The following is an 18,421-nucleotide window of genomic DNA, read 5'->3' on the forward strand; positions in this document are numbered from 1 at the left end:
GCGAAAACCGGCTCCAACCGGCTTTCGCACTCACGACTGGTCAGGCACCCAGCAGGCTCTGTCCGCAGACGCGGACCACGTTGCCGTTCACCCCGGCCGATGCCGGGTTGGCGAACCAGGCGATGGTCTCCGCGACGTCCACCGGCTGACCGCCCTGGGACATGCTGTTCATCCGGCGGCCCGCCTCGCGCACGAACAGCGGGATCGCGGCGGTCATCCGGGTCTCGATGAAGCCCGGCGCGACCGCGTTGATGGTCGCACCGCGATCCGCGGCGATCCCGGCCGTCGACCGCACGTGCCCGATCACCCCGGCCTTGGACGCCGCGTAGTTGGCCTGCCCGACGTTGCCCGCGATGCCGCTGATCGAGGCGACGCCGACGATCCGCCCACCGGTGCGCAGCGGGGACTTGGACTTCGCCAGCAGGCGTTCGTTGATCCGCTCCTGCGCGGTCAGGTTCACCGCGAGCACCGCGTCCCACTGCTGCGGCGTCATCCGGCCGATCGTCTTGTCGCGGGTGATGCCCGCGTTGTGCACCACGATGTCGAGCCCGTCGTGGCGTTGCGCGAAGTGCTCGGCGATCCGGTCGGCGGCGTCCTCGGCGGTGATGTCCAGTTGCAGCGTCGTGCCGCCGATCCGGTTGGCGACCTCGGCCAGTTCGCCGCCCTGCGCGGGCACGTCCAGGCAGACCACGTGCGCGCCGTCGCGGGCCAGCGTCTCCGCGATGGATTCGCCGATGCCCCGCGACGCGCCGGTGACCAGGGCGATCTTGTCGCGCAACGGCTGCTCCCAGTCGACCTCGGGAATCTCGGCCGGACCGATCCGGATCACCTGGCCGGAGACGTAGGCGGATTTCGCCGAGAGCAGGAACCGCAGCGTCGAGTCGAGCGCGTGCTCGGCGCCTTCGGCGACGTGCACCAGCTGCGCGGTCGCGCCGCGTTTGAGCTCCTTGCCCGCGGTGCGGACGAACCCTTCTAGCGCGCGCTGCGCGGTGGCCGCCCGCGGATCGGGGTGCGCCTCGGGCGGGGTGCCGAGCACGATCAACCGGCCGCCGCGGTCGGTCTGCCGGATCGTCGGGCCGAAGAACTCGTGCAGTTCGCGCAGCTGGGTGCTGGTGCTGATGCCGGTCGCATCGAAGATCAGCGCCGCGTAGCGCTCGCCTTCGATCGGCGTGTGGCGCACCTGCGCGCGGATGTCCTTGGTGGTGGTCGCGATCGCGTCGCCGAGTCGGGAGTCGGGTGCGCTGCCGATCAGCACCGGCCCGGCGACCACCGGATCACCGGCGCGGTGGCGGCGCAGCGGGGTCGGCGCGGGCAGGCCGAGCCGCTTGACCACCTGCCGCCCGATCGGGGACTGGGTGAACTGCTGGTACCGGTCGGCCATTGGAACTCCGAAGATGTCTGGGGCCAAGATGTCTGGGCGCGAAGTTCGGCTGTCGCTCGACGCCAAACCTACCCGCGGGTAGGTTGGATTGCCCAGGGAGCATCGCATCAATCAGGGAGTCAGGCCATGGCCACCGTTCGACGAGTAGCAATCATCGGCGGCAACCGGATTCCGTTCGCCCGCACCGGTGGTCCCTACGCCCGCGCGAGCAACCAGGACATGCTCACCGCGGCATTGGGCGGGCTGATCGCGCGGTTCGGGCTGCAGGGCGAGCTGATCGGCGAGTTCGTCGCCGGGGCGGTGCTCAAGCACAGCCGCGACTTCAACCTGGCGCGGGAAACCGTGCTGGGATCGCGGCTGGATCCCCGCACCCCGGCCCACGACGTGCAGATGGCCTGCGCGACCGGCCTGGAGTCGGTGGTTTCGGTGGCGAACAAGATCGCGCTCGGCCAGCTCGACGCCGGGATCGCCGGTGGGGTGGACTCGGCCAGCGACGCGCCGATCGCGCTCAACGACGACCTGCGCCGCGTGCTGCTGCGGGCGGGCCACGCCAAGTCCGCGGCCGGGCGGTTGAAGGCGCTGGCCGGGATCCGACCGCAGCACGCGGTGCCGGAGATCCCGCGCAACGCCGAACCGCGCACCGGCCTTTCGATGGGCGAGCACGCCGCGAAGACCGCGCTGTCCTGGGAGATCAGCCGCGCGGCGCAGGACGAGTTCGCCGCCCGCAGCCACCAGCGGCTCGCCGCCGCCTACGACCGCGGCTTCTTCGACGACCTGATGACCTCCTACCTGGGCGTGTCCCGGGACCAGAACCTGCGCGCGGACAGCTCCGTCGAGAAGCTCGCCAAGCTCAAGCCGGTCTTCGGCAGTGGCGAGAGCGCGACCATGACGGCGGGCAACTCGACACCGCTGACCGACGGCGCGTCCACCGTGCTGCTGGCCAGCGAGGACTGGGCGGCGCAGCGCCGACTTCCGGTGCTGGCCTACCTCGGCGACGTGGTCTCCGGCGCCGTCGATCACGTCAGCGGCGACGACGGGCTGCTGATGGCCCCGGCCTACGCGGTGCCGAAGCTGCTCGACCGGGCGGGCCTGGAGCTGGGCGACTTCGACTTCTACGAGGTGCACGAGGCGTTCGCCTCGCAGGTCCTGGCGACCCTGAAGGCCTGGCAGGACCCGGAGTTCTGCGAAGACCGGATCGGCAGGAACAAGCCGCTGGGCGAGATCGACCCGGCGAAGCTCAACGTAAACGGCTCGTCCCTGGCCGCCGGACATCCCTTCGCGGCGACCGGCGGCCGCATCGTCGCCACCCTGGCGAAACTGCTGGCGGAGAAGGGGTCCGGCCGGGGCCTGATCTCGATCTGCGCGGCGGGCGGTCAGGGCATGACCGCCATCCTGGAACGCTGAGGCGAGGTCACCAGCGGGGTACGTCGGTGCCGTAGGAGTGCAGGAACGGCCAGCTCAGCGCGCGACCGTCGATTCGACCTGGTGGGGCGACCGCGGTGATCCGGCCGTCCGGGGAGTCGAGTTCGACCAGCCAGGGCTGGACGTCCGCCGATGCGGCCGGCCGCTGGCCGAGCAGCCAGTGCGCGGTGCGGGCCAGGGCGAGTTCGCGCAGCCACGTGCCGCCGGTCTCGGACTGTCGGCGCAGCCCGTCGAGCGCCGCCGCGGCGCAGAGATAACCGGTGCCGTGGTCGAGCAGTTGGCAGGGCAGGGCACCCGGGCGATCACCGGTCGACTCGACCACGGCGATGCCGGACGCGGCCTGCACGATGCTGTCGAAACCGCGCCGCTGGCCCCACGGCCCCGAACTCCCCCACGCCGACAACGCGACCACCACCAGGCCGGGGTGGCGCTCGGCGAGTTCCTCGATCCCGATCCCGAAGCGCTCCAGGGCGCCCGGCCGATAGCCGTGCACCAGCACATCCGCCTGGTCGAGCAGTTCGTGCAGCCGCGCAAGGCCAACTGGTGCGTCGGCGTCGAGCATCGCGCTGCGCTTGCCCAGCAGCGTGTCGTAACTGCCCGGCCGTTCCGGGCGGTGCGGCGGGTCGATGCGCAGCACATCGCCACCGAGTGCCGCGAGGAACCGGGTGCACACCGGTCCGGCGATCACCCGCGTGAGATCCAGGACCCGGAAGCGAGCTGACCGGCTGCGGGGTGCGGCGTCCCCGACCCGGCGCGTTTCGACGAGCCGCCGCGCGGCCACCGCCCGGCCCGGCGCTTCGGCCTGCCATTCCATCGGAGTCCGCACGGCGGCGGCTATCCCGCCGGATGCGACCACGCGGGATTCCACCTCGCGCGCCGGGATGCCCGCGATCGCGGATCGCACCGCTGCCACGTCATCGGGTGCGTCGAGTGCGCGCAACAGCGCTTCGCGGTGCCAGGGGTAGTTGCCGTGGGTGCGCACCCAGCCGTCTGATGCCCGCCAGAACCTGGACATCGGCGCGAAGCCGTCCATGGCGGGTTCGCCGTCCAGCCGCAGGTGGGCCTCGCTGCGCATGGTGGCGGCGACGTGCCCGGTGGCGAGCTCGACGGGCCGTCGGGTCGCGGCGAGCAGCGCCGCGCCGACGCAGGCGATCGCGGTGTCCTCCACCGGGAGCCGCGAGCGGAGCTGCCCGAGGTCGCCCACCACGGTCAGTTCGGCGGGGTCGCGATCCACCCCGAGCGCTTGCAGCGCTTCCGACAGCGGTCTCCGCCACGGCATCGTCATGGCCCGATCCTCGGCTCCCGCCTCCGGCGGCGCATCAGCGTCGGGCCGAAGATCACAGCTGGCCGGGCGACCGCGCGGCGGACCGTCAAACCCGGATCGCGGCAGGAGTCCGGGCTCCTGCTGATCCCGGCGCACTCCCGACCGGGGCGAACGGCACCGAATCGAAAGGCATCGGCCCGTATAGCGATTTCGCTAGATGTAGGAATAAACCCGGATCCGCGCCGAGTCAGCGGTCCGAGTTTCCGCAATTCGGAATTGGCGCCGGTTGTGCCGGTTTTATCCAGATTTCCGGTCGGATCGGAACACGCCCATCGCGGTTTCTCGTGGAATATCGAATCAGGACTAGACGACTGGATACAGTCCGAGGAATGGACCCGGTCCGCAACCCCTTCGCCCCCGGCGCCGGACAGCGGCCTCCCGAACTGGCCGGTCGAGACCGCGAGGTCGACGCCTTCGAAGTCGTGCTCGAACGCGTCGCCCGCGCCCGCCCGGAACGCAGCCTCGTGCTCACCGGACTGCGCGGGGTGGGCAAGACGGTGCTGCTCGGCGAGCTGCGATCGATGGCGGTCCGGCGCGGCTGGGGCGCGGGCAAGGTCGAGGCCCGCCCAGACGCTGGACTGCGCCGCCCGCTGTCGGCCGCGCTGCACCGCGCGATCCGCGACCTCGCGGTCCAGCACCGCGCACCGGATCGCGTCGAAGAAGTGCTCGCCGTGCTGAAGGCGTTCGCGCTCAAGGCGAATCCGGACAGCGCCAAGCTGCGGGACCGCTGGCAGCCCGGCATCGACGTGCCCGCCGCCCAGGGCCGGGCCGACTCCGGGGACATCGAAATCGACCTGGTCGAACTGTTCACCGAGGTCGCGGAACTGGCGGCGGACGTCGGCACCGGCATCGCGCTGCTGATCGACGAGATGCAGGACGTGCAGCCCGCGGACATCTCGGCCCTGTGCGCGGCCTGCCACGAACTGTCCCAGTCGGGGGCGCCGTTGGTGGTGGTCGGCGCGGGATTGCCGCACCTGCCCGCGGTGTTGTCGGCGAGCAAGTCGTACTCCGAGCGGCTGTTCCGCTACGTGCGCATCGACCGCCTGGACCGCTCGGACGCCGATCGCGCCGTCGTCGCGCCGATCGAGCGCGAGGAAGCCGAGATCACCCCGGACGCCCTGGACGCGCTGTTCTCGATCTCCGGTGGCTACCCGTACTTCGTGCAGTCCTACGGCAAGGCGACCTGGGATGCCGCGGTGCGCGCGGAGATCAGCGACGAAGACGTGCGGCTGGCGGCGCCCGAGGCGGAATCCGAGCTCGCGGTCGGCTTCTTCGGCTCCCGCTACGAACGGGCCACGCCCGCCGAACGCGAGTACCTGCGGGCGATGGCGGAGCTGGTCGGGGGCCGCGACGAGCCCGCGCCGACGGCCTCCATCGCGGAGTACCTGGAGCGCCGCCCGTCCTCGTTGTCCCCGGCGCGGGACAGCTTGATCAAGAAGGGCCTGGTCTATTCGGGTGAGCGCGGCCTGATCGCGTTCACCGTCCCGCACTTCGGCCGCTACCTGCTCACCCAGGAGTAGGTCGGGATCGTCCCTGATCATCAGGTGTTCGTCTGGCTGTGCCCGCCGCTGGCTACGGAAATCTAGTGCCATCTAGCTGGATGGCTAGAAATTCGTATAGAGCCGGATGCGGTCGAGCGGGATCACTGGTTCGGGTTGAATTTGTCGTGACCTAAGACACATACCCGTACGTGTGTAACGAGAGCCCATCAGGCGTCGATAAGCAGGATGACCCCGCGGTGCTGTCGGACCCCCGACCTGGCAGCATCGCGGGGCTTTCCAATTCCGGCGCGCCTGCCGGTTTCGGGCATCTCGCCCACCCCATCAGCTGATAACCCGTCGCCCCCGGCGTTATTCCCGGGTGCCTCGGCGATCCGCAGTGCGGGAAGCGTTCGACGAAGGGAGGTTGCGAATGGAAGCGGTCATCGTGCTGGTGAGCACCCTCGTGCCCGCCCTGGCAGCCACCGCCTACTACGTCTTCGACCGCACCAGGCGCTAACCCGGCCGCCGGTCCGGGACGCATCGGGTGGCCCGCCGCCACGCGGTCAGCGCTGCGCGGGCCCACCCATGATCCCCACCAGCACAAACCCGAGAGGCCGAGCGAACGTGGAACCGCCGTTCGCCGCTGGTCAGTCGGATCGCTGCGCTGCCGACAGGAAATCGAGCACCCGGCCGTTGACCAGCTCCGGGCGAGTCATCGGGAAGTTGTGGCCAACTCCGGCGAGGATCTCCACGTCCGCCGAAGGCAGCAATGCGCGCAGCCTGGCTCGGACCTCCCGCGAGTCGTGCGCCGTGCTGCGTTCGGCGAGCAGCACCAGCGCGGGCGTGACGATGCTCCGAAGCTGATCGTCGTCGAGCACGTCGGCCCTCGGCAGTCTGATCTTGAAGTCCCGTACGGCGGCCGTGGTCAGGCGCAGGATGTCGGCGTCGGTCGGGCTCGTGCTGGTGGAAAGGCGTGCGGCCAGCGGGCGGGGACTGACCAGCGCGAGCCGGTCCAGGCAGACGGCCGCGAAGAAGCGCTTGTGGAAGGTCGCGAGCCCGACCGGGTCGAGCAGCGTCAACGTGGTGAGCCGATTCGGGTACCGCACGGCGTAATTCGCGGCGTTCCAGCCGCCGAGGGAGCAGCCGATCAGATGCGCTCGATCGAGGCCCAGACCGGCGAACACGTCGTCCAGCCATTCCGACGCATCCGCCGTGTCGCGGATTGGCTTCTCGTGCACGCTGCGCCCCTGCTCGCCGAGCATGTCCACGGCGAAAACGGTGTGCTGCTCGGCCAGTGCGCAGACGTTCGGGTACCACATGGCCGAGGTGGTTGACAGGCCGTGCAGCAGTACGACCGGCGTGCCGGGGTCAGCGCCGGATCGGTGGACGTGCACGCTGCCGAACCGCGTGCGGACGTCGAGTTCCTCACGCGGGACGGGCCATTTGCGGAATGCCCACTCGTACCGCCGCAGGAACCGCTGCCTCGCGCCGTCGTGCCGGAAGGCGCTGACCAGTCCGGTCGATGCCATCCAAAGCTCCCCTCAGTTTTATGATGCGATCGCACCATAACAGGCTGGCGGGATGGGACAAAATGCCCAAACGGGTCGATCACGACGAGCGGCGGCAGCAGATCGCCGAGGCGGTGTGGCGCATCGCGGTCGAGCGGGGGCTCGCGGCGGCGAGCCTGCGCGAGGTCGCGGCCGAAGCCGGGATCTCCATGCGTTTGGTGCAGTACTACTTCGACACCAAGCAACGGATGCTGCGGTTCGCGTTGGAGCTCGCCGGTCAGCGCTTCGGCGACCAGATCGAACAACGCATTCGGGCCACTGGCCCGAGTCGGGAACCACGTGAGGTGGCGCGGGGGCACCTGCTCGGCCTGCTCCCGCTCGACGCCGAAAGCCGGACCCTGGCGGTGATCTCCCACGCGTTCTTCAACGCGGCCATGGTCGATGAACGGATCGCCTCGGTCGTCAGGTGGTACCCGCCGATCATCGAGAACGCCATCGCGGAGCAGATCCGCGCGGCTCGCCCCGAGGTCGACGCGATGCACGAAGCGGAAATACTGACCTCGGTGGTCCGCGGGCTGATCGGCAGCGTGCTCATCGGAGAGCGGACGCCGCAGCAGGCAGTGGCGCTGGTTGATCGTCAACTCGACAACGTCTTCGCGGGGCAACGATCCACACCGGCCTCCGCAAGTCCCGGCGCACCAGAGGTCGACTGAACGGCGCCGGTTTTCGCACAGCTGGAGGATCCGTGGCCGACTTCTTCGCCGTTCTCGACGAGCTCGTCGCCGGATCAGCGGTGGTGGTGGACCGTCGGCGAGGTCATCCGCATCCTCGCTTCCCCGGCGTGAACTACCCGTTGGACTACGGTCACCTCGGCGGCACGCGTGCTGGCGACGGTGCCGAAGTCGACGTGTTCGTCGGCAGTGCCGACGGGCGGGGTGTGGTTGGTGTGCTGCTGACCGCTGACCCGCACAAACTGGACGTCGAACTCAAGGTGCTGCTGGACTGCACGCCCGCGGAAGCGGAGCTCGCGCGTCGATTCTGCTCGGATGTCCTCAAAATCGGCGGAAATCTCGTCGAACGCGGTGCCAGCGCGCACGACCGGTGACGCACGCGGGTTCGCATCCGGCGCTGTCACGATGTCCGGGTTGCGAGGGCTTTCCGCCGCGCTCGGCGGTGTCCTGGGACGGGCATTGCGCGTGGCGCTCCGCGAAGCGCCCGAGGGCGATCACGGCGAAGCAGGGGTGGATTCGCCGCGCGAGAGGACAAAAGGTGGTTCCCGCTTCGGTTTCTTCAGTCCCGTTGGTACCTGGCCGCCATCGCGTGGAACACCTTCTTCGGTTCCCAGCGGGTCTCGTCGAGCGTCCGGACCACGCCGTAGGAGCCGAGATCCAGGGGGCCGGGCCGGTTGAAGGCGGCGAAGGTGAACCACAGCGCGGTGTCCACACCCTCCGCCTCGAAGATGTCCAGCAGCTCGGTGAGATAGCGGACCTGCTCGTCCTCGTCCGCCGTCGCGTTCGGCGGCACTTGCCAGGCCGAGCCGCCGCGCTCGCTCGCACCCGAGTAGGCGCAGGTGCCGTACTCGGTGATCGCGACGGGCTTGCCGTATGCGAGGTGCCCTCGCACTTCGGACCGGAAGGTGTCGGCGTTGTAGGCGGCCCGGTAGGCGTCGACACCGACGATGTCGAATGGGGTCCAGTCGATGGATTCCCAGGGCGCGCTGGCGTAGGTGATCTTTCCGCTGAAGTCGGTTCGGACCGTTGCCGCGACCTCGGCGAGGAAGCCGCTGAGCCGTTCGTGCATCGAGGCGAGGCCGGACCACCAATCCAGGTCACCGGAGATCACCGCCATGTCCCGCCGGACCACCTCGGGATCGAAGTTCTTGCGGGAGATGTCGCCTCCGGGGAGGAATCCGGTGTCGTAGTTGATTCCGCGTGCGCGCACGTCACTTTCCCTTCACGTGATCGATGCCGTGTTCCAGCAGGTCGAAGGCGAGTTCGGTGTGATCGGCAAGCGCGCGGGCCGCATCCTGCGGTGCTGCGCCGTCGACCAGGAGGTGGAAGAACGACTCCTGGAGGGTGAGCAGGGTGGCGGCGATCTGAGCAGCGATCAGCGTGGCCGCATTCTGCTCGTGCTCTTCGGCCAGGACTCGCGCCAGCTCTTCACGCTGCCGGTAGAGAAGCTCGTTCGCGGTTCCGCTGAGCACTGGGCTGTCGAAGATCACGCGCATCCGGGCGATCACCTCGTCCCGGTCCACCGCCGCCATCTGCTCAGCGGCGAACGAACAGCAGTGGGCCCGCAAAGCTTGCAGGGGGGACTGGCCCTGCGGCCGTCGGGCGACGACACCGGCCAGGTCGTCCTCCCCCACGCCCTGGAGTGCGAGCGATTCCTTGCTCGGGAAGTACGTGAAGAGGGTGGCCTTGGCCACCTCGGCGGCCTCGGCGATCTCGTTGACCGTCACCGCGTCGAAGCCGCGTTCGGCGAACAACTCCGAGGCGACCGCGAGGATCCGCTGCCTCGTCTGTTCCTTCTTGCGCTCGCGAAGCCCTGCCATGCGGAGAAAAATACCAGACCCGGTCTGAATTAAGATCTGGTATGGGAATCGAACCAGCGGGAGTGCCGGTTCTCGTCCTTGACAAGTGAGGCCCGACTCGGGACGCCCGCCCCCGGAACATCGAGTCGTACGGTCTTGTTGACTTCGGGCGTGAGTGCTGAGCAGCAGAAGCGCCGTGGCCGTGTCCGTGCCCCCGAGTTCGTGGGCCGCCAGTGGTTGAACACCGGCGGAGAGCAGATCAAACTCGCCGACCTGCGCGGACGTGTCGTCCTGCTTGATTTTTGGACCTTCTGCTGCATCAACTGCCTGCACGTGCTCGACGAGCTCCGGCCGTTGGAGGCCGAGTTCGCCGAGGAGGTCGTCACGATCGGGGTGCACTCGCCGAAGTTCGAGCACGAGGCCGACCCGGACGCGTTGGTCGCGGCCGTCGAGCGCTACGCCGTGCACCACCCGGTGCTGGACGACCCGGAGCTGACCACCTGGCAGAACTACGCGGTCAAGGCGTGGCCGACGCTGGTCGTGGTGGATCCCGAGGGCTATGTCGTGCACGTCGCCGCTGGTGAGGGGCATGTTGAGGCGCTGCGCAGCGTGATCACCGAGATCGTCGCCGAGCACGACGCCAAGGGCACGCTGCACCGGGGTGACGGCCCGTACGTGCCACCGGAGGCGCCCGGGACAACGCTCCGCTTCCCCGGCAAGGTCGTCGCGCTGGACAGCGGGAACCTGCTGGTATCGGACTCGGCGAACCATTCGCTGGTGGAGTTCGCCGCCGATGGTGAGACCGTGGTGCGCCGGATCGGCACCGGTCGGCGCGGTCGCACCGACGGGACGGCCGCCGAGTTCGCCGAGCCCGCCGGTCTCGCGCTGCTGCCCCGGCACATCGCCGAGCAGGTCGGCTACGACGTGGTCGTCGCCGACACCGTCAACCACCTGCTGCGCGGCGTCCGGCTCGCGGACGGCCAGGTCAGCACGTTGGCCGGGACCGGGCAGCAGTGGCGCGACGGCGTGGACGGCGGGCCCGCGCTGGAGGTGCCGCTGACCAGCCCCTGGGACGTCGCCTGGTGGGAGCCCGCTGGCGGGGTCGTGATCGCGATGGCGGGCAACCACACGCTGGGTCTGTTCGACCCGATCGCCGGTGCGGTTCGGCGGTTCGCCGGAACGACGGTCGAGGGGTTGCGCGACGGCGCCGCGGACGAGGCGTTCTTCGCCCAGCCATCCGGTCTCGCGGACGGCGGTGACCGGCTCTGGCTGGCCGACGCCGAGACCTCCGCGCTGCGCTGGGTCGAGGCCACCGACGCGGCTTTCGAGGTGCGGACGGCCGTCGGTACCGGGCTGTTCGACTTCGGGCACGCCGACGGGCCCGCTGACCAGGCCCTGCTGCAGCACCCGCTCGGTGTCGCGGTGCTGCCCGACGGCTCGGTCGCGATCTGCGACACCTACAACGGGGCGATCCGGCGCTACGAACCGGCGACCGGTGAGGTGTCGACCCTGGCGACCGATATCGCCGAGCCGTCCGGTGCGGCGGTCGTGGACGGCGAGCTGGTGGTGGTCGCCTCGGCCGCGCACCGGATCGAGCGGCCGGTGCCGCCGGGGGTCGCCGCGCGACTCGTGGCAGGGGCATCGCAGCAGGTCAAACGGCCAGCGACGGAGATCGGCGGGGGCGCGGTGGAGCTCGCGGTGGTGTTCACACCGCCGCCGGGCACCAAGCTGGACGACCGCTACGGGCCGTCGACCCGGCTGGAGATCAGCTCGTCACCGGCGAACCTGCTGGTCGAAGGGGCGGGTGTCGGCACCGACCTGGTGCGGCGCCTGGTGTTGGCCGACGGCATCGAGCAGGGTGTGCTGCACGTGGTGGCGCAGGCCGCCAGCTGCGACGACGATCCGGCCGTCGAGCACCCGGCCTGCCGCCTGACCAGGCAGGACTGGGGCGTGCCGATCAAGATCACCACCACTGGTCCGAAGCGACTGCCCCTGGTGATGGGCGGGCTCGACAACGAAGCCTGACGGTGGGCCTTGGGTGCGAAAGCGTGCTGGCGCCTGCTTTCGCGCTCACGAGACGCAACAAGTGCCCTGGCCGGTTGGTCACCCGGTGGCGGCAAGTAAACTTTTCGGGTGACCGATGCCAAGCTCGAAATCCAGATGCTGCACGACCGGGTCATGGTGCGCATCTCGCCGGAGTCCGGGGAACGCCGCAGCAGCGGCGGCATCGTGATTCCGGCGACGGCCCAGGTGGCCAAGCGGCTGCTCTGGGGCGAGGTCTTCGGCGTGGGCAGTCACGTTCGCACCGTGAAGGTCGGCGACCAGGTGCTGTTCAACCCCGACGAGCAATTCGAGGTCGAGGTGCAGGGCCAGGCCTACCTGGTGATGCGGGAACGCGATCTGCACGCCGTGGCCAGCGAGGGCACCGAGCAGGGCACTGGGCTGTACCTGTAGCCGGAGGCGGCTGCTGGACGGTCGGCGACCCGTGCGAGGGTGATCGCCGCAGCGCAAGGCGATCGGTGTTCGACCGGCCGCCGATATCTTGACGTGCCCCACCGCAGGACCGATAGGAGAAGGGGAAGCGGTGCCGGAAGACCACGATCACCGGAGTGCGGATCCGTCGACCGAGCGGTTCCGCACCAACCCGGACCAGCGTCCTGCTCGCGGTGCCCAGCCGGGGCGCAATGCCGAGCAGACCACCCGGTTCACGCCGGTGAACGCCGCCTTCGATGAGCGCACCCGACCCAACCTGCCGATCAGCGGCAAGCAGGCCGAGCCCCGGCAGGCGGAACCCCAGCGGCCAGGGCCCCAGCAGACAGGCCCCCAGCAGACAGGCCCCCAGTCCGCAGGCCCCCAGCCCGCAGGCCCGGAGTCGGACACCGAGCGCACCGTCCAGATCGCCGCGCTGCCGTCGGACTTCTCCAACTTCTCCATCGGCGAAACCCAGGCGATTCCGCAGGTAAGCGCCAACCCCAGCGGCTGGTCCGCCGTCGTCCCGCCGCCGTCGGCAGCCGACCGGAAGCGCCGCTTGCTGATCCGGGCCGGTATCACCGCCGGTGCGGTGGTCGGCGCACTCGCGCTGCTCTACGTCGGCGACCTGATCTTCACCAGCGGTCAGGTGCCGCGCGGCACCGTGGTGGCCGGCGTCGACATCGGCGGATTGGACACGGCCGCCGCCGAGACCGAGCTGCGCGAGCAGCTCACCCCCGGCCTGGGCGAGCCGGTGCGACTGCAGGTCGGCGATCGCGCCGCCACGATGGACCCGAAGCAGGTCGGCCTGGAGATGGACTGGGCGGCGACCGTGGAGCACGCGGGCAGCCAGCCGCTGAACCCGTTCACCCGGTTCGTCTCGCTGTTCGCCACGCACGAGGTCACCCCGATCAGCCACGGCGACCGCGAGCAGCTGGTGCAGGCGTTGGAGCAGGTCCGGCCGCAGCTGGACCGCGCCCCCGCCGAGGGCACCATCCGGTTCGAGGGCACCCGGCCGGTCGCGGTCGACCCGCTGACCGGCCAGACCATCGACGTGCAGCGGGCCACCGACGAGGTGCTGACCCACTGGGCCGACGACATCCCGGTGCAGGTGCCCTTCACCGAGCAGCCGGTGAGCACCACGTCCGACGGTGTGCAACGGGCGCTGCGCGAGGTCGCGCAGCCCGCGGTGTCCGCGCCGGTGACGGTGCGCGGCGAGGGCAAGGACGCCACCTTCGCGCCGGAGGCGATCGCCGCGTCGCTGCGCTTCGCGCCGGATGGCGCCGGTGGGCTGCGGGCCAGCCTCGACATGCCGACCGCGATCGCCAGCGTCGAGCCGCAGCTGGCCGACACCCTCAAGCCCGGCAAGGACGCCGAAATCGTGCTGGAGGGCGCTGCCCCGGTGGTCCACCCGTCGATCGACGGCATCGGCATCGACTGGAACAAGAGCTTCGAGCGGATCGTCGAGGTGTTCGGCAGGCCGCAGGGCCGCGCCGTGCAGGCGATCTACGTCCACCAGCCCGCCAAGTTCACCACCGAGCAGGCCAACCAGCTGGGCATCCGCGAGGTGGTCGGCGAGTTCACCACCGGCGGGTTCGAGCCCGCGTCCGGGGTGAACATCAAGCGGGTCGCCGAGCAGGTCAACGGCGCGGTCATCAAGCCGGGCGAGACCTTCAGCCTCAACGGCCACACCGGGCCGCGCGGTACCGCGCAGGGCTACGTCGAGTCCGGGATCATCGAGGACGGTCGACCGGCACGGGCCGTCGGCGGCGGCATCTCGCAGTTCGCCACGACGCTGTACAACGCCTCCTACTTCGCGGGCATGCAGAACGTCGAGCACAAGGCGCACAGCTACTACATCAGCCGCTATCCGGCCGGCCGCGAGGCCACCGTGTTCCAGAACCCCGACGGCAGCAGCGTCATCGACGTCAAGTTCAAGAACGTCGCCAAGAGCGGCATCCTGATCACGACCCGTTGGACGTCGTCGTCGATCACGGTGACGATGTGGGGCACCAAGCAGTTCGACGTGACCTCGCAGACCGGTGAGCGGACCTCCCCCACGCAACCGCACGAGAAGGTCGTGCCGCCGGGCGAGCCGTGCAGTTCGAGCAAGGGCGCGCCGGGCTTCACGGTGACCGACACCCGGACCATCCGGGACATCACCACCGGTCAGGCGCGCACCGAAACCCAGCGCACGGTCTACGACCCGCAGCCGATCATCCACTGCGGAGCCCCACCAGCCATACCTCCCCGCTGACCCGCACCGCGTCTGGCATACATGATGTCGGGGATCCCGGAGCGAGATCGCCCGGGGTGCGGGGTGTCCCCGCACAGGCACTGCCCGAGGTTCCGCTACCTGCACCGCCACGCAAAACGAGTTCGGAGACAGGTCGCTCAGTGCGTTGTTTCGATGAGTAGGCCGGGGTGGTTGGTGCCGTCGACCGGGAGCATTTCGGCGCGTTCGAACTGGAAGGTGTTCATCGCGAACACGTGCTGCACGCTGCCGTCGTCCTTGCGGTACCAGCCGTCGGGGACGCAGGCCTGCACGTCGGGGATACCGCCGGAGAGCAGGTTCAGGTCACCGCCGATCACCGTCTCGGCGCCGAGCGCGGTCGCGATCCCGGACAGTTCCCGGCACTGCTCCGCCGCGATCTGGGCGTTGTTCGCGGCCAGGTGCGTGGTGCACGCCGCGGCCTTCGAGTACGGCACGCACAGCAGCACGCGCTGCTCGTTGCCGTCGTCCTGCGCGGCGAACTGCCGCTCCACCGGCGTCCCGGCCGCGCCGAGATCGGGGTGCGTCAGGATGGCGATGCCGTAGTCGCCGCGGCCGTCCCCGCAGGCGTACGGGCTGCCCGTCGTCTTGTCCCCGACCGGCGTGAATTCCCACAGGTAGCCGGTCTCGTTGGTCATCCGCGTGATGTCCCGCGCGCAGATCTCGTTCAGCGTCACCACATCCGGCCGCCGCTGCTGGATCATCGCGATCGCGGAGTCGACGGACTTGCCCGCCGAGTAGCAGTCCTCGAAACCGCTGTTGCACAGGTTGAGCTGGAGCACATCGAAGGATCTGGCGGTCGGGGTCTGGGCGTGCGCGACGGGAATGGCGACGGCAGCGAACGCGGCCAGTGCGGCTGCCGCCCACCACGCGGCCGATCGCATCATGGTGACCTCCTCGGGGCTGGTCGACGCCGCGGAATGGGCGCCCAGTCGAAGTCTCCTAACCAGCCGATATCTGCTCGACCGCCGGATGGCTTAGTGGCGATTTCTCGACAGGGCGACTCGCTCGGACACCCGCCGCCCGCCCCGCGGTGATCGCGCGGGGCGCCCTGTTGACCAGTGGCACATACCACATGAAACTGAGGGGCACTCGACAACCGCGGGCCAGAACCCGCACGAACACGGGAGGTTCGGCGGAATTCCTTTCGTGTTCCCGGTTTTTCGCTGGCAGGTTTCCGGTCCGGTGTAGACCGGTGCCGGGTAGCGGCCGAAAAACTTGATGGGTTCGCAACACGCAGCATTGGGATTACACCCGAACGAATGGCACCATTCGAGCACTCGCGTTCTCACCTACTAGGAGTGACATCGTGGCGCGTCGCAGAACACTACGAGCGATGGCTCTGTTGCCCGCTCTCGCCTTGGCCACCGCCGCGGCGGCGGGCTGTGCCGAATCCACCACCGGCGGTGGTGGCACGGCCGATGGCGGCGTGCAGGTGATCAAGGCCGGCGTCCTCACCACCTGCACGCACATGGACTACAAGCCGTTCCAGTTCCACGACCAGGGCAATGTCGTCGGCTTCGACGTGGATCTGGTCGACGCGATCGCCAAGGACATGGGGCTCAAGCAGGAGATCGTGGACACCCCGTTCGAGGGCATCCAGTCCGGTGAGGACCTCAACACCCGGCGCTGCGACGTGGCCGCCGCGGCCATGAGCATCACCCCGCCGCGCGAGGAGAACTTCGACTTCTCCGACCCGTACTTCGAGGCCACCCAGGCGCTGCTGACCAAGAAGGGCGCGAACATCCGCAGCCTCGCCGACCTGCGCGGCAAGAAGCTCGGCGTGCAGCTGGCCACCACCGGTGAGACCTACGCGAACGACAACAAGGCGGCCAACGGCTACGAGGTCGTGCAGTTCGAGGACCTGCCGCTGTCGGTGACCGCGGTGGAGACCGGCCAGGTCGATGCGGCGATCAACGACAACAGCGTGTTCGGCGACTTCGTCAAGACCAACCCGAACGTCGAGATCACCAACGAGTTCACCACCGGCGACCAGTACGGCATCGGCGTGGCGACCGGCAACACCGCGCTGAAGGACCGGATCAACGCGGCGCTGAAGAAGCTCCGGGAAAACGGCGAGTACAACAGGATCTACGAGAAGTGGTTCGGCAAGGCGCCGCAGTGAGCCGGTGCGCGCACCGATCTGCCCTCATCCAGCGGAACCTCGGACGCCGCCGCGTCTGAGGTTCCGCTGGCGGTCAGACTGAGTGCTGGTGGCAGCGGCTGGGCCGCTGGCCTTGCGCGACCTCGGGAGCCCTGAGCGCTCCAGTTTTCGAAGCGGGGCCGACGGCTGCTCCAACCGTCGGCCCCGAACACTGATCAGGAGACTTCATGACAACCGAAACCGAGCGGCCCACGTCGGGGCTGGGCCGACGACAGCGCGCCAGGCTGAACCGCGGCATCCAGTACGGCGTGCTGGTCGTGGTCATCCTGGTCGCGGCAGTGGTCGCGGACTGGGGCTCGATCGGACGCGCGTTCTTCAACGTCGACGTCGCGGTCGCGCAGTTCCCCGAGGTGATCACCACGGCGCTGGTGAACACCATCATCTACACCGCGCTGGGCTTCGGCTTCGGCCTGGGGCTGGGCATTCTGCTCGCGCTGATGAAGATGTCGCCGGTCGCGCCGTACCGGTGGATCGCCACCGGCTACATCGAGCTGTTCCGCGGCCTGCCCGCGCTGCTGGTGTTCATCGCGCTGGGCTTCGGCGTGCCGATCGCCTTCCAGCTGCGCTTCGACATCTACTCGACCGCGATGCTCGCGCTCGGTCTGGTCGGCGCCGCCTACATGGCCGAGACGATCCGGGCCGGGGTGCAGGCGGTGCCGCGCGGTCAGGTCGAGGCGGCGCGTTCGCTGGGCATGTCGCCGACCCGCACGATGCTCACCGTGGTGATGCCGCAGGCGTTCCGGATCATCCTGCCGCCGCTGACCAACGAACTGATCCTGCTGACCAAGGACTCCTCGCTGATCTACCTGCTGGGACTGGCCGACACCCAGTACGAGCTGGCCAAGTTCGGCCGGGCGGCGCTCAACGAGTACGCGTCGCTGACACCGCTGCTGGTGGCCGGGTTGTGCTATCTGATCATCACGATCCCGCTCTCCCGGGTCTCCGATCTGTTGGAGCGCAAGTACGGCGGGGTGCGGACCAAGGCCGGACACGGAGGTGCGGGCGCATGAGCGACGTGATGATCGAGATCACCGGGCTGAACAAGTCGTTCGGGTCGCTCGAAGTGCTGTGCGGCATCGATCTGGCGGTGGACCGCGGCGAGGTGGTGTGCGTCATCGGCCCCTCCGGGTCCGGCAAGTCCACCCTGCTGCGCTGCGTGAACCTGCTGGAGGAGCCGAGCGCGGGCAAGGTCGTGGTGGACGGCACCGAGCTGACCGATCCGGACACCGATCTGGACGGCGCCCGGCGGCACATCGGCATGGTGTTCCAGCAGTTCAACCTGTTCACGCACCTGCACGTGCTGGACAACTTGTCCGTCGCGCAGCGCAAGGTGCTGGGCCGCGACAAGGCGGCGGCCGAGCAGATCGCGCGGGAGAACCTGGCGCGGGTGGGGCTGTCGGAGAAGGCCGACGCGATGCCCGCGCAGCTCTCCGGCGGTCAGCAGCAGCGGGTCGCGATCGCGCGGGCGCTGTCGATGAACCCGAAGGTGATGTTGTTCGACGAGCCGACGTCGGCGCTGGACCCGGAGCTGGTCGGCGATGTGCTCGGCGTGATGCGGCAGCTCGCCGACGAGGGCATGACGATGCTCGTGGTGACCCACGAGATGCAGTTCGCCCGCGAGGTTGCCGACCGGGTGCTGTTCATGGACGGCGGCGTGATCGTCGAGCAGGGTCCGCCCAGCGAGGTCATCAGCGCCCCGAAGGAGGAGCGCACCCGCACCTTCCTCGCCCGCGTCCTGGACCCCACCCACACCCACGACGCCCCGGATGACACCAGCACGGTGACGCCAGCCCAGTGAGATCAGTGCAGTGAGATCAGTGCAGTGAGATCAGTGCAGTGACGCCGCTGGTCGTGGGGGGGGGGGGGGGGG

Annotated in this window: 16 protein-coding genes; 10 read left to right on the forward strand and 6 right to left on the reverse strand. The window is 69.4% G+C overall.

Going from position 1 to position 18,421, the window contains the following annotated elements; genetic code table 11:
- Window positions 1-40 precede the first annotated feature (40 nt).
- Window positions 41-1,381, reverse strand: coding sequence for a 3-oxoacyl-ACP reductase (locus ACTWQN_RS37650; protein WP_443208462.1), 1,341 nt, complete (start codon window positions 1,379-1,381; stop codon window positions 41-43).
- A gap of 126 nt (window positions 1,382-1,507) precedes the next feature.
- Between ACTWQN_RS37650 and ACTWQN_RS37655 the strand changes: the two genes are divergently transcribed.
- Entirely contained in the window at window positions 1,508-2,785 is a 1,278-nt protein-coding gene (locus ACTWQN_RS37655) for an acetyl-CoA C-acetyltransferase (RefSeq protein WP_443208463.1), read from the forward strand.
- Window positions 2,786-2,792: 7 nt separating this feature from the next.
- On the opposite strand, the gene ACTWQN_RS37660 is transcribed toward ACTWQN_RS37655, so the two are convergent.
- Window positions 2,793-4,088: a CoA transferase gene (locus ACTWQN_RS37660; protein WP_443208464.1), complete on the reverse strand. Its 1,296-nt coding sequence runs from the start codon at window positions 4,086-4,088 to the stop codon at window positions 2,793-2,795.
- 368 nt (window positions 4,089-4,456) lie between these two features.
- On the opposite strand from ACTWQN_RS37660, the gene ACTWQN_RS37665 reads away from it, so the two are divergent.
- On the forward strand, window positions 4,457-5,647 hold the full coding sequence (locus ACTWQN_RS37665; RefSeq protein ID WP_443208465.1) for a DUF8462 domain-containing protein: 1,191 nt from the start codon (window positions 4,457-4,459) through the stop codon (window positions 5,645-5,647).
- A 608-nt stretch (window positions 5,648-6,255) separates the two neighbouring features.
- Here ACTWQN_RS37665 and ACTWQN_RS37670 read toward each other — a convergent pair.
- Window positions 6,256-7,137 carry an alpha/beta fold hydrolase gene (locus ACTWQN_RS37670; protein WP_443208466.1) on the reverse strand — a complete coding sequence of 294 codons (882 nt, stop codon included), beginning with the start codon at window positions 7,135-7,137 and terminating at the stop codon, window positions 6,256-6,258.
- A gap of 62 nt (window positions 7,138-7,199) precedes the next feature.
- Here ACTWQN_RS37670 and ACTWQN_RS37675 point away from each other — a divergent pair, with 62 nt between their 5' ends.
- Window positions 7,200-7,829: a TetR/AcrR family transcriptional regulator gene (locus ACTWQN_RS37675; protein ID WP_443208467.1), complete on the forward strand. Its 630-nt coding sequence runs from the start codon at window positions 7,200-7,202 to the stop codon at window positions 7,827-7,829.
- Window positions 7,830-7,861: 32 nt separating this feature from the next.
- A complete protein-coding gene (locus tag ACTWQN_RS37680; RefSeq protein WP_443208468.1) occupies window positions 7,862-8,221 on the forward strand; it encodes an inorganic pyrophosphatase in 360 nt (119 codons plus the stop codon).
- 185 nt (window positions 8,222-8,406) lie between these two features.
- On the opposite strand, the gene ACTWQN_RS37685 is transcribed toward ACTWQN_RS37680, so the two are convergent.
- A complete protein-coding gene (locus ACTWQN_RS37685) occupies window positions 8,407-9,057 on the reverse strand; it encodes a glycoside hydrolase family 113 protein (RefSeq protein WP_443208469.1) in 651 nt (216 codons plus the stop codon).
- 1 nt (window position 9,058) lies between these two features.
- Window positions 9,059-9,667 (reverse strand): TetR family transcriptional regulator, encoded by a 609-nt coding sequence (locus tag ACTWQN_RS37690; protein WP_443208470.1) that lies wholly within the window; start codon window positions 9,665-9,667, stop codon window positions 9,059-9,061.
- 150 nt (window positions 9,668-9,817) lie between these two features.
- On the opposite strand from ACTWQN_RS37690, the gene ACTWQN_RS37695 reads away from it, so the two are divergent.
- The 3 genes from ACTWQN_RS37695 (at window position 9,818) to ACTWQN_RS37705 (ending at window position 14,372) form a co-directional block, all read left to right on the forward strand.
- Window positions 9,818-11,671 carry an NHL domain-containing thioredoxin family protein gene (locus ACTWQN_RS37695; RefSeq protein WP_443208471.1) on the forward strand — a complete coding sequence of 618 codons (1,854 nt, stop codon included), beginning with the start codon at window positions 9,818-9,820 and terminating at the stop codon, window positions 11,669-11,671.
- Window positions 11,672-11,779: 108 nt separating this feature from the next.
- Entirely contained in the window at window positions 11,780-12,100 is a 321-nt protein-coding gene (locus tag ACTWQN_RS37700) for a GroES family chaperonin (protein WP_443208472.1), read from the forward strand.
- 130 nt (window positions 12,101-12,230) lie between these two features.
- The gene (locus tag ACTWQN_RS37705) at window positions 12,231-14,372 is read left to right on the forward strand and encodes a VanW family protein (protein ID WP_443208473.1); all 2,142 of its coding nucleotides are present in this window, start codon (window positions 12,231-12,233) and stop codon (window positions 14,370-14,372) included.
- A 137-nt stretch (window positions 14,373-14,509) separates the two neighbouring features.
- On the opposite strand, the gene ACTWQN_RS37710 is transcribed toward ACTWQN_RS37705, so the two are convergent.
- On the reverse strand, window positions 14,510-15,274 hold the full coding sequence (locus ACTWQN_RS37710) for an endonuclease/exonuclease/phosphatase family protein (protein ID WP_443208474.1): 765 nt from the start codon (window positions 15,272-15,274) through the stop codon (window positions 14,510-14,512).
- A 449-nt stretch (window positions 15,275-15,723) separates the two neighbouring features.
- On the opposite strand from ACTWQN_RS37710, the gene ACTWQN_RS37715 reads away from it, so the two are divergent.
- From ACTWQN_RS37715 to ACTWQN_RS37725, 3 genes are all read left to right on the forward strand, one after another.
- A complete protein-coding gene (locus ACTWQN_RS37715; RefSeq protein ID WP_443208475.1) occupies window positions 15,724-16,512 on the forward strand; it encodes an ABC transporter substrate-binding protein in 789 nt (262 codons plus the stop codon).
- 206 nt (window positions 16,513-16,718) lie between these two features.
- Window positions 16,719-17,561, forward strand: coding sequence for an amino acid ABC transporter permease (locus tag ACTWQN_RS37720; RefSeq protein WP_443208476.1), 843 nt, complete (start codon window positions 16,719-16,721; stop codon window positions 17,559-17,561).
- Window positions 17,558-18,349 carry an amino acid ABC transporter ATP-binding protein gene (locus tag ACTWQN_RS37725; protein WP_443208477.1) on the forward strand — a complete coding sequence of 264 codons (792 nt, stop codon included), beginning with the start codon at window positions 17,558-17,560 and terminating at the stop codon, window positions 18,347-18,349. Before ACTWQN_RS37720 ends, ACTWQN_RS37725 begins: the two co-directional genes overlap by 4 nt.
- Window positions 18,350-18,421: the final 72 nt, after the last annotated feature.

It is taken from the genome of Saccharopolyspora antiqui (genome assembly GCF_052246905.1).
Taxonomy (GTDB): Bacteria; Actinomycetota; Actinomycetes; order Mycobacteriales; family Pseudonocardiaceae; genus Saccharopolyspora.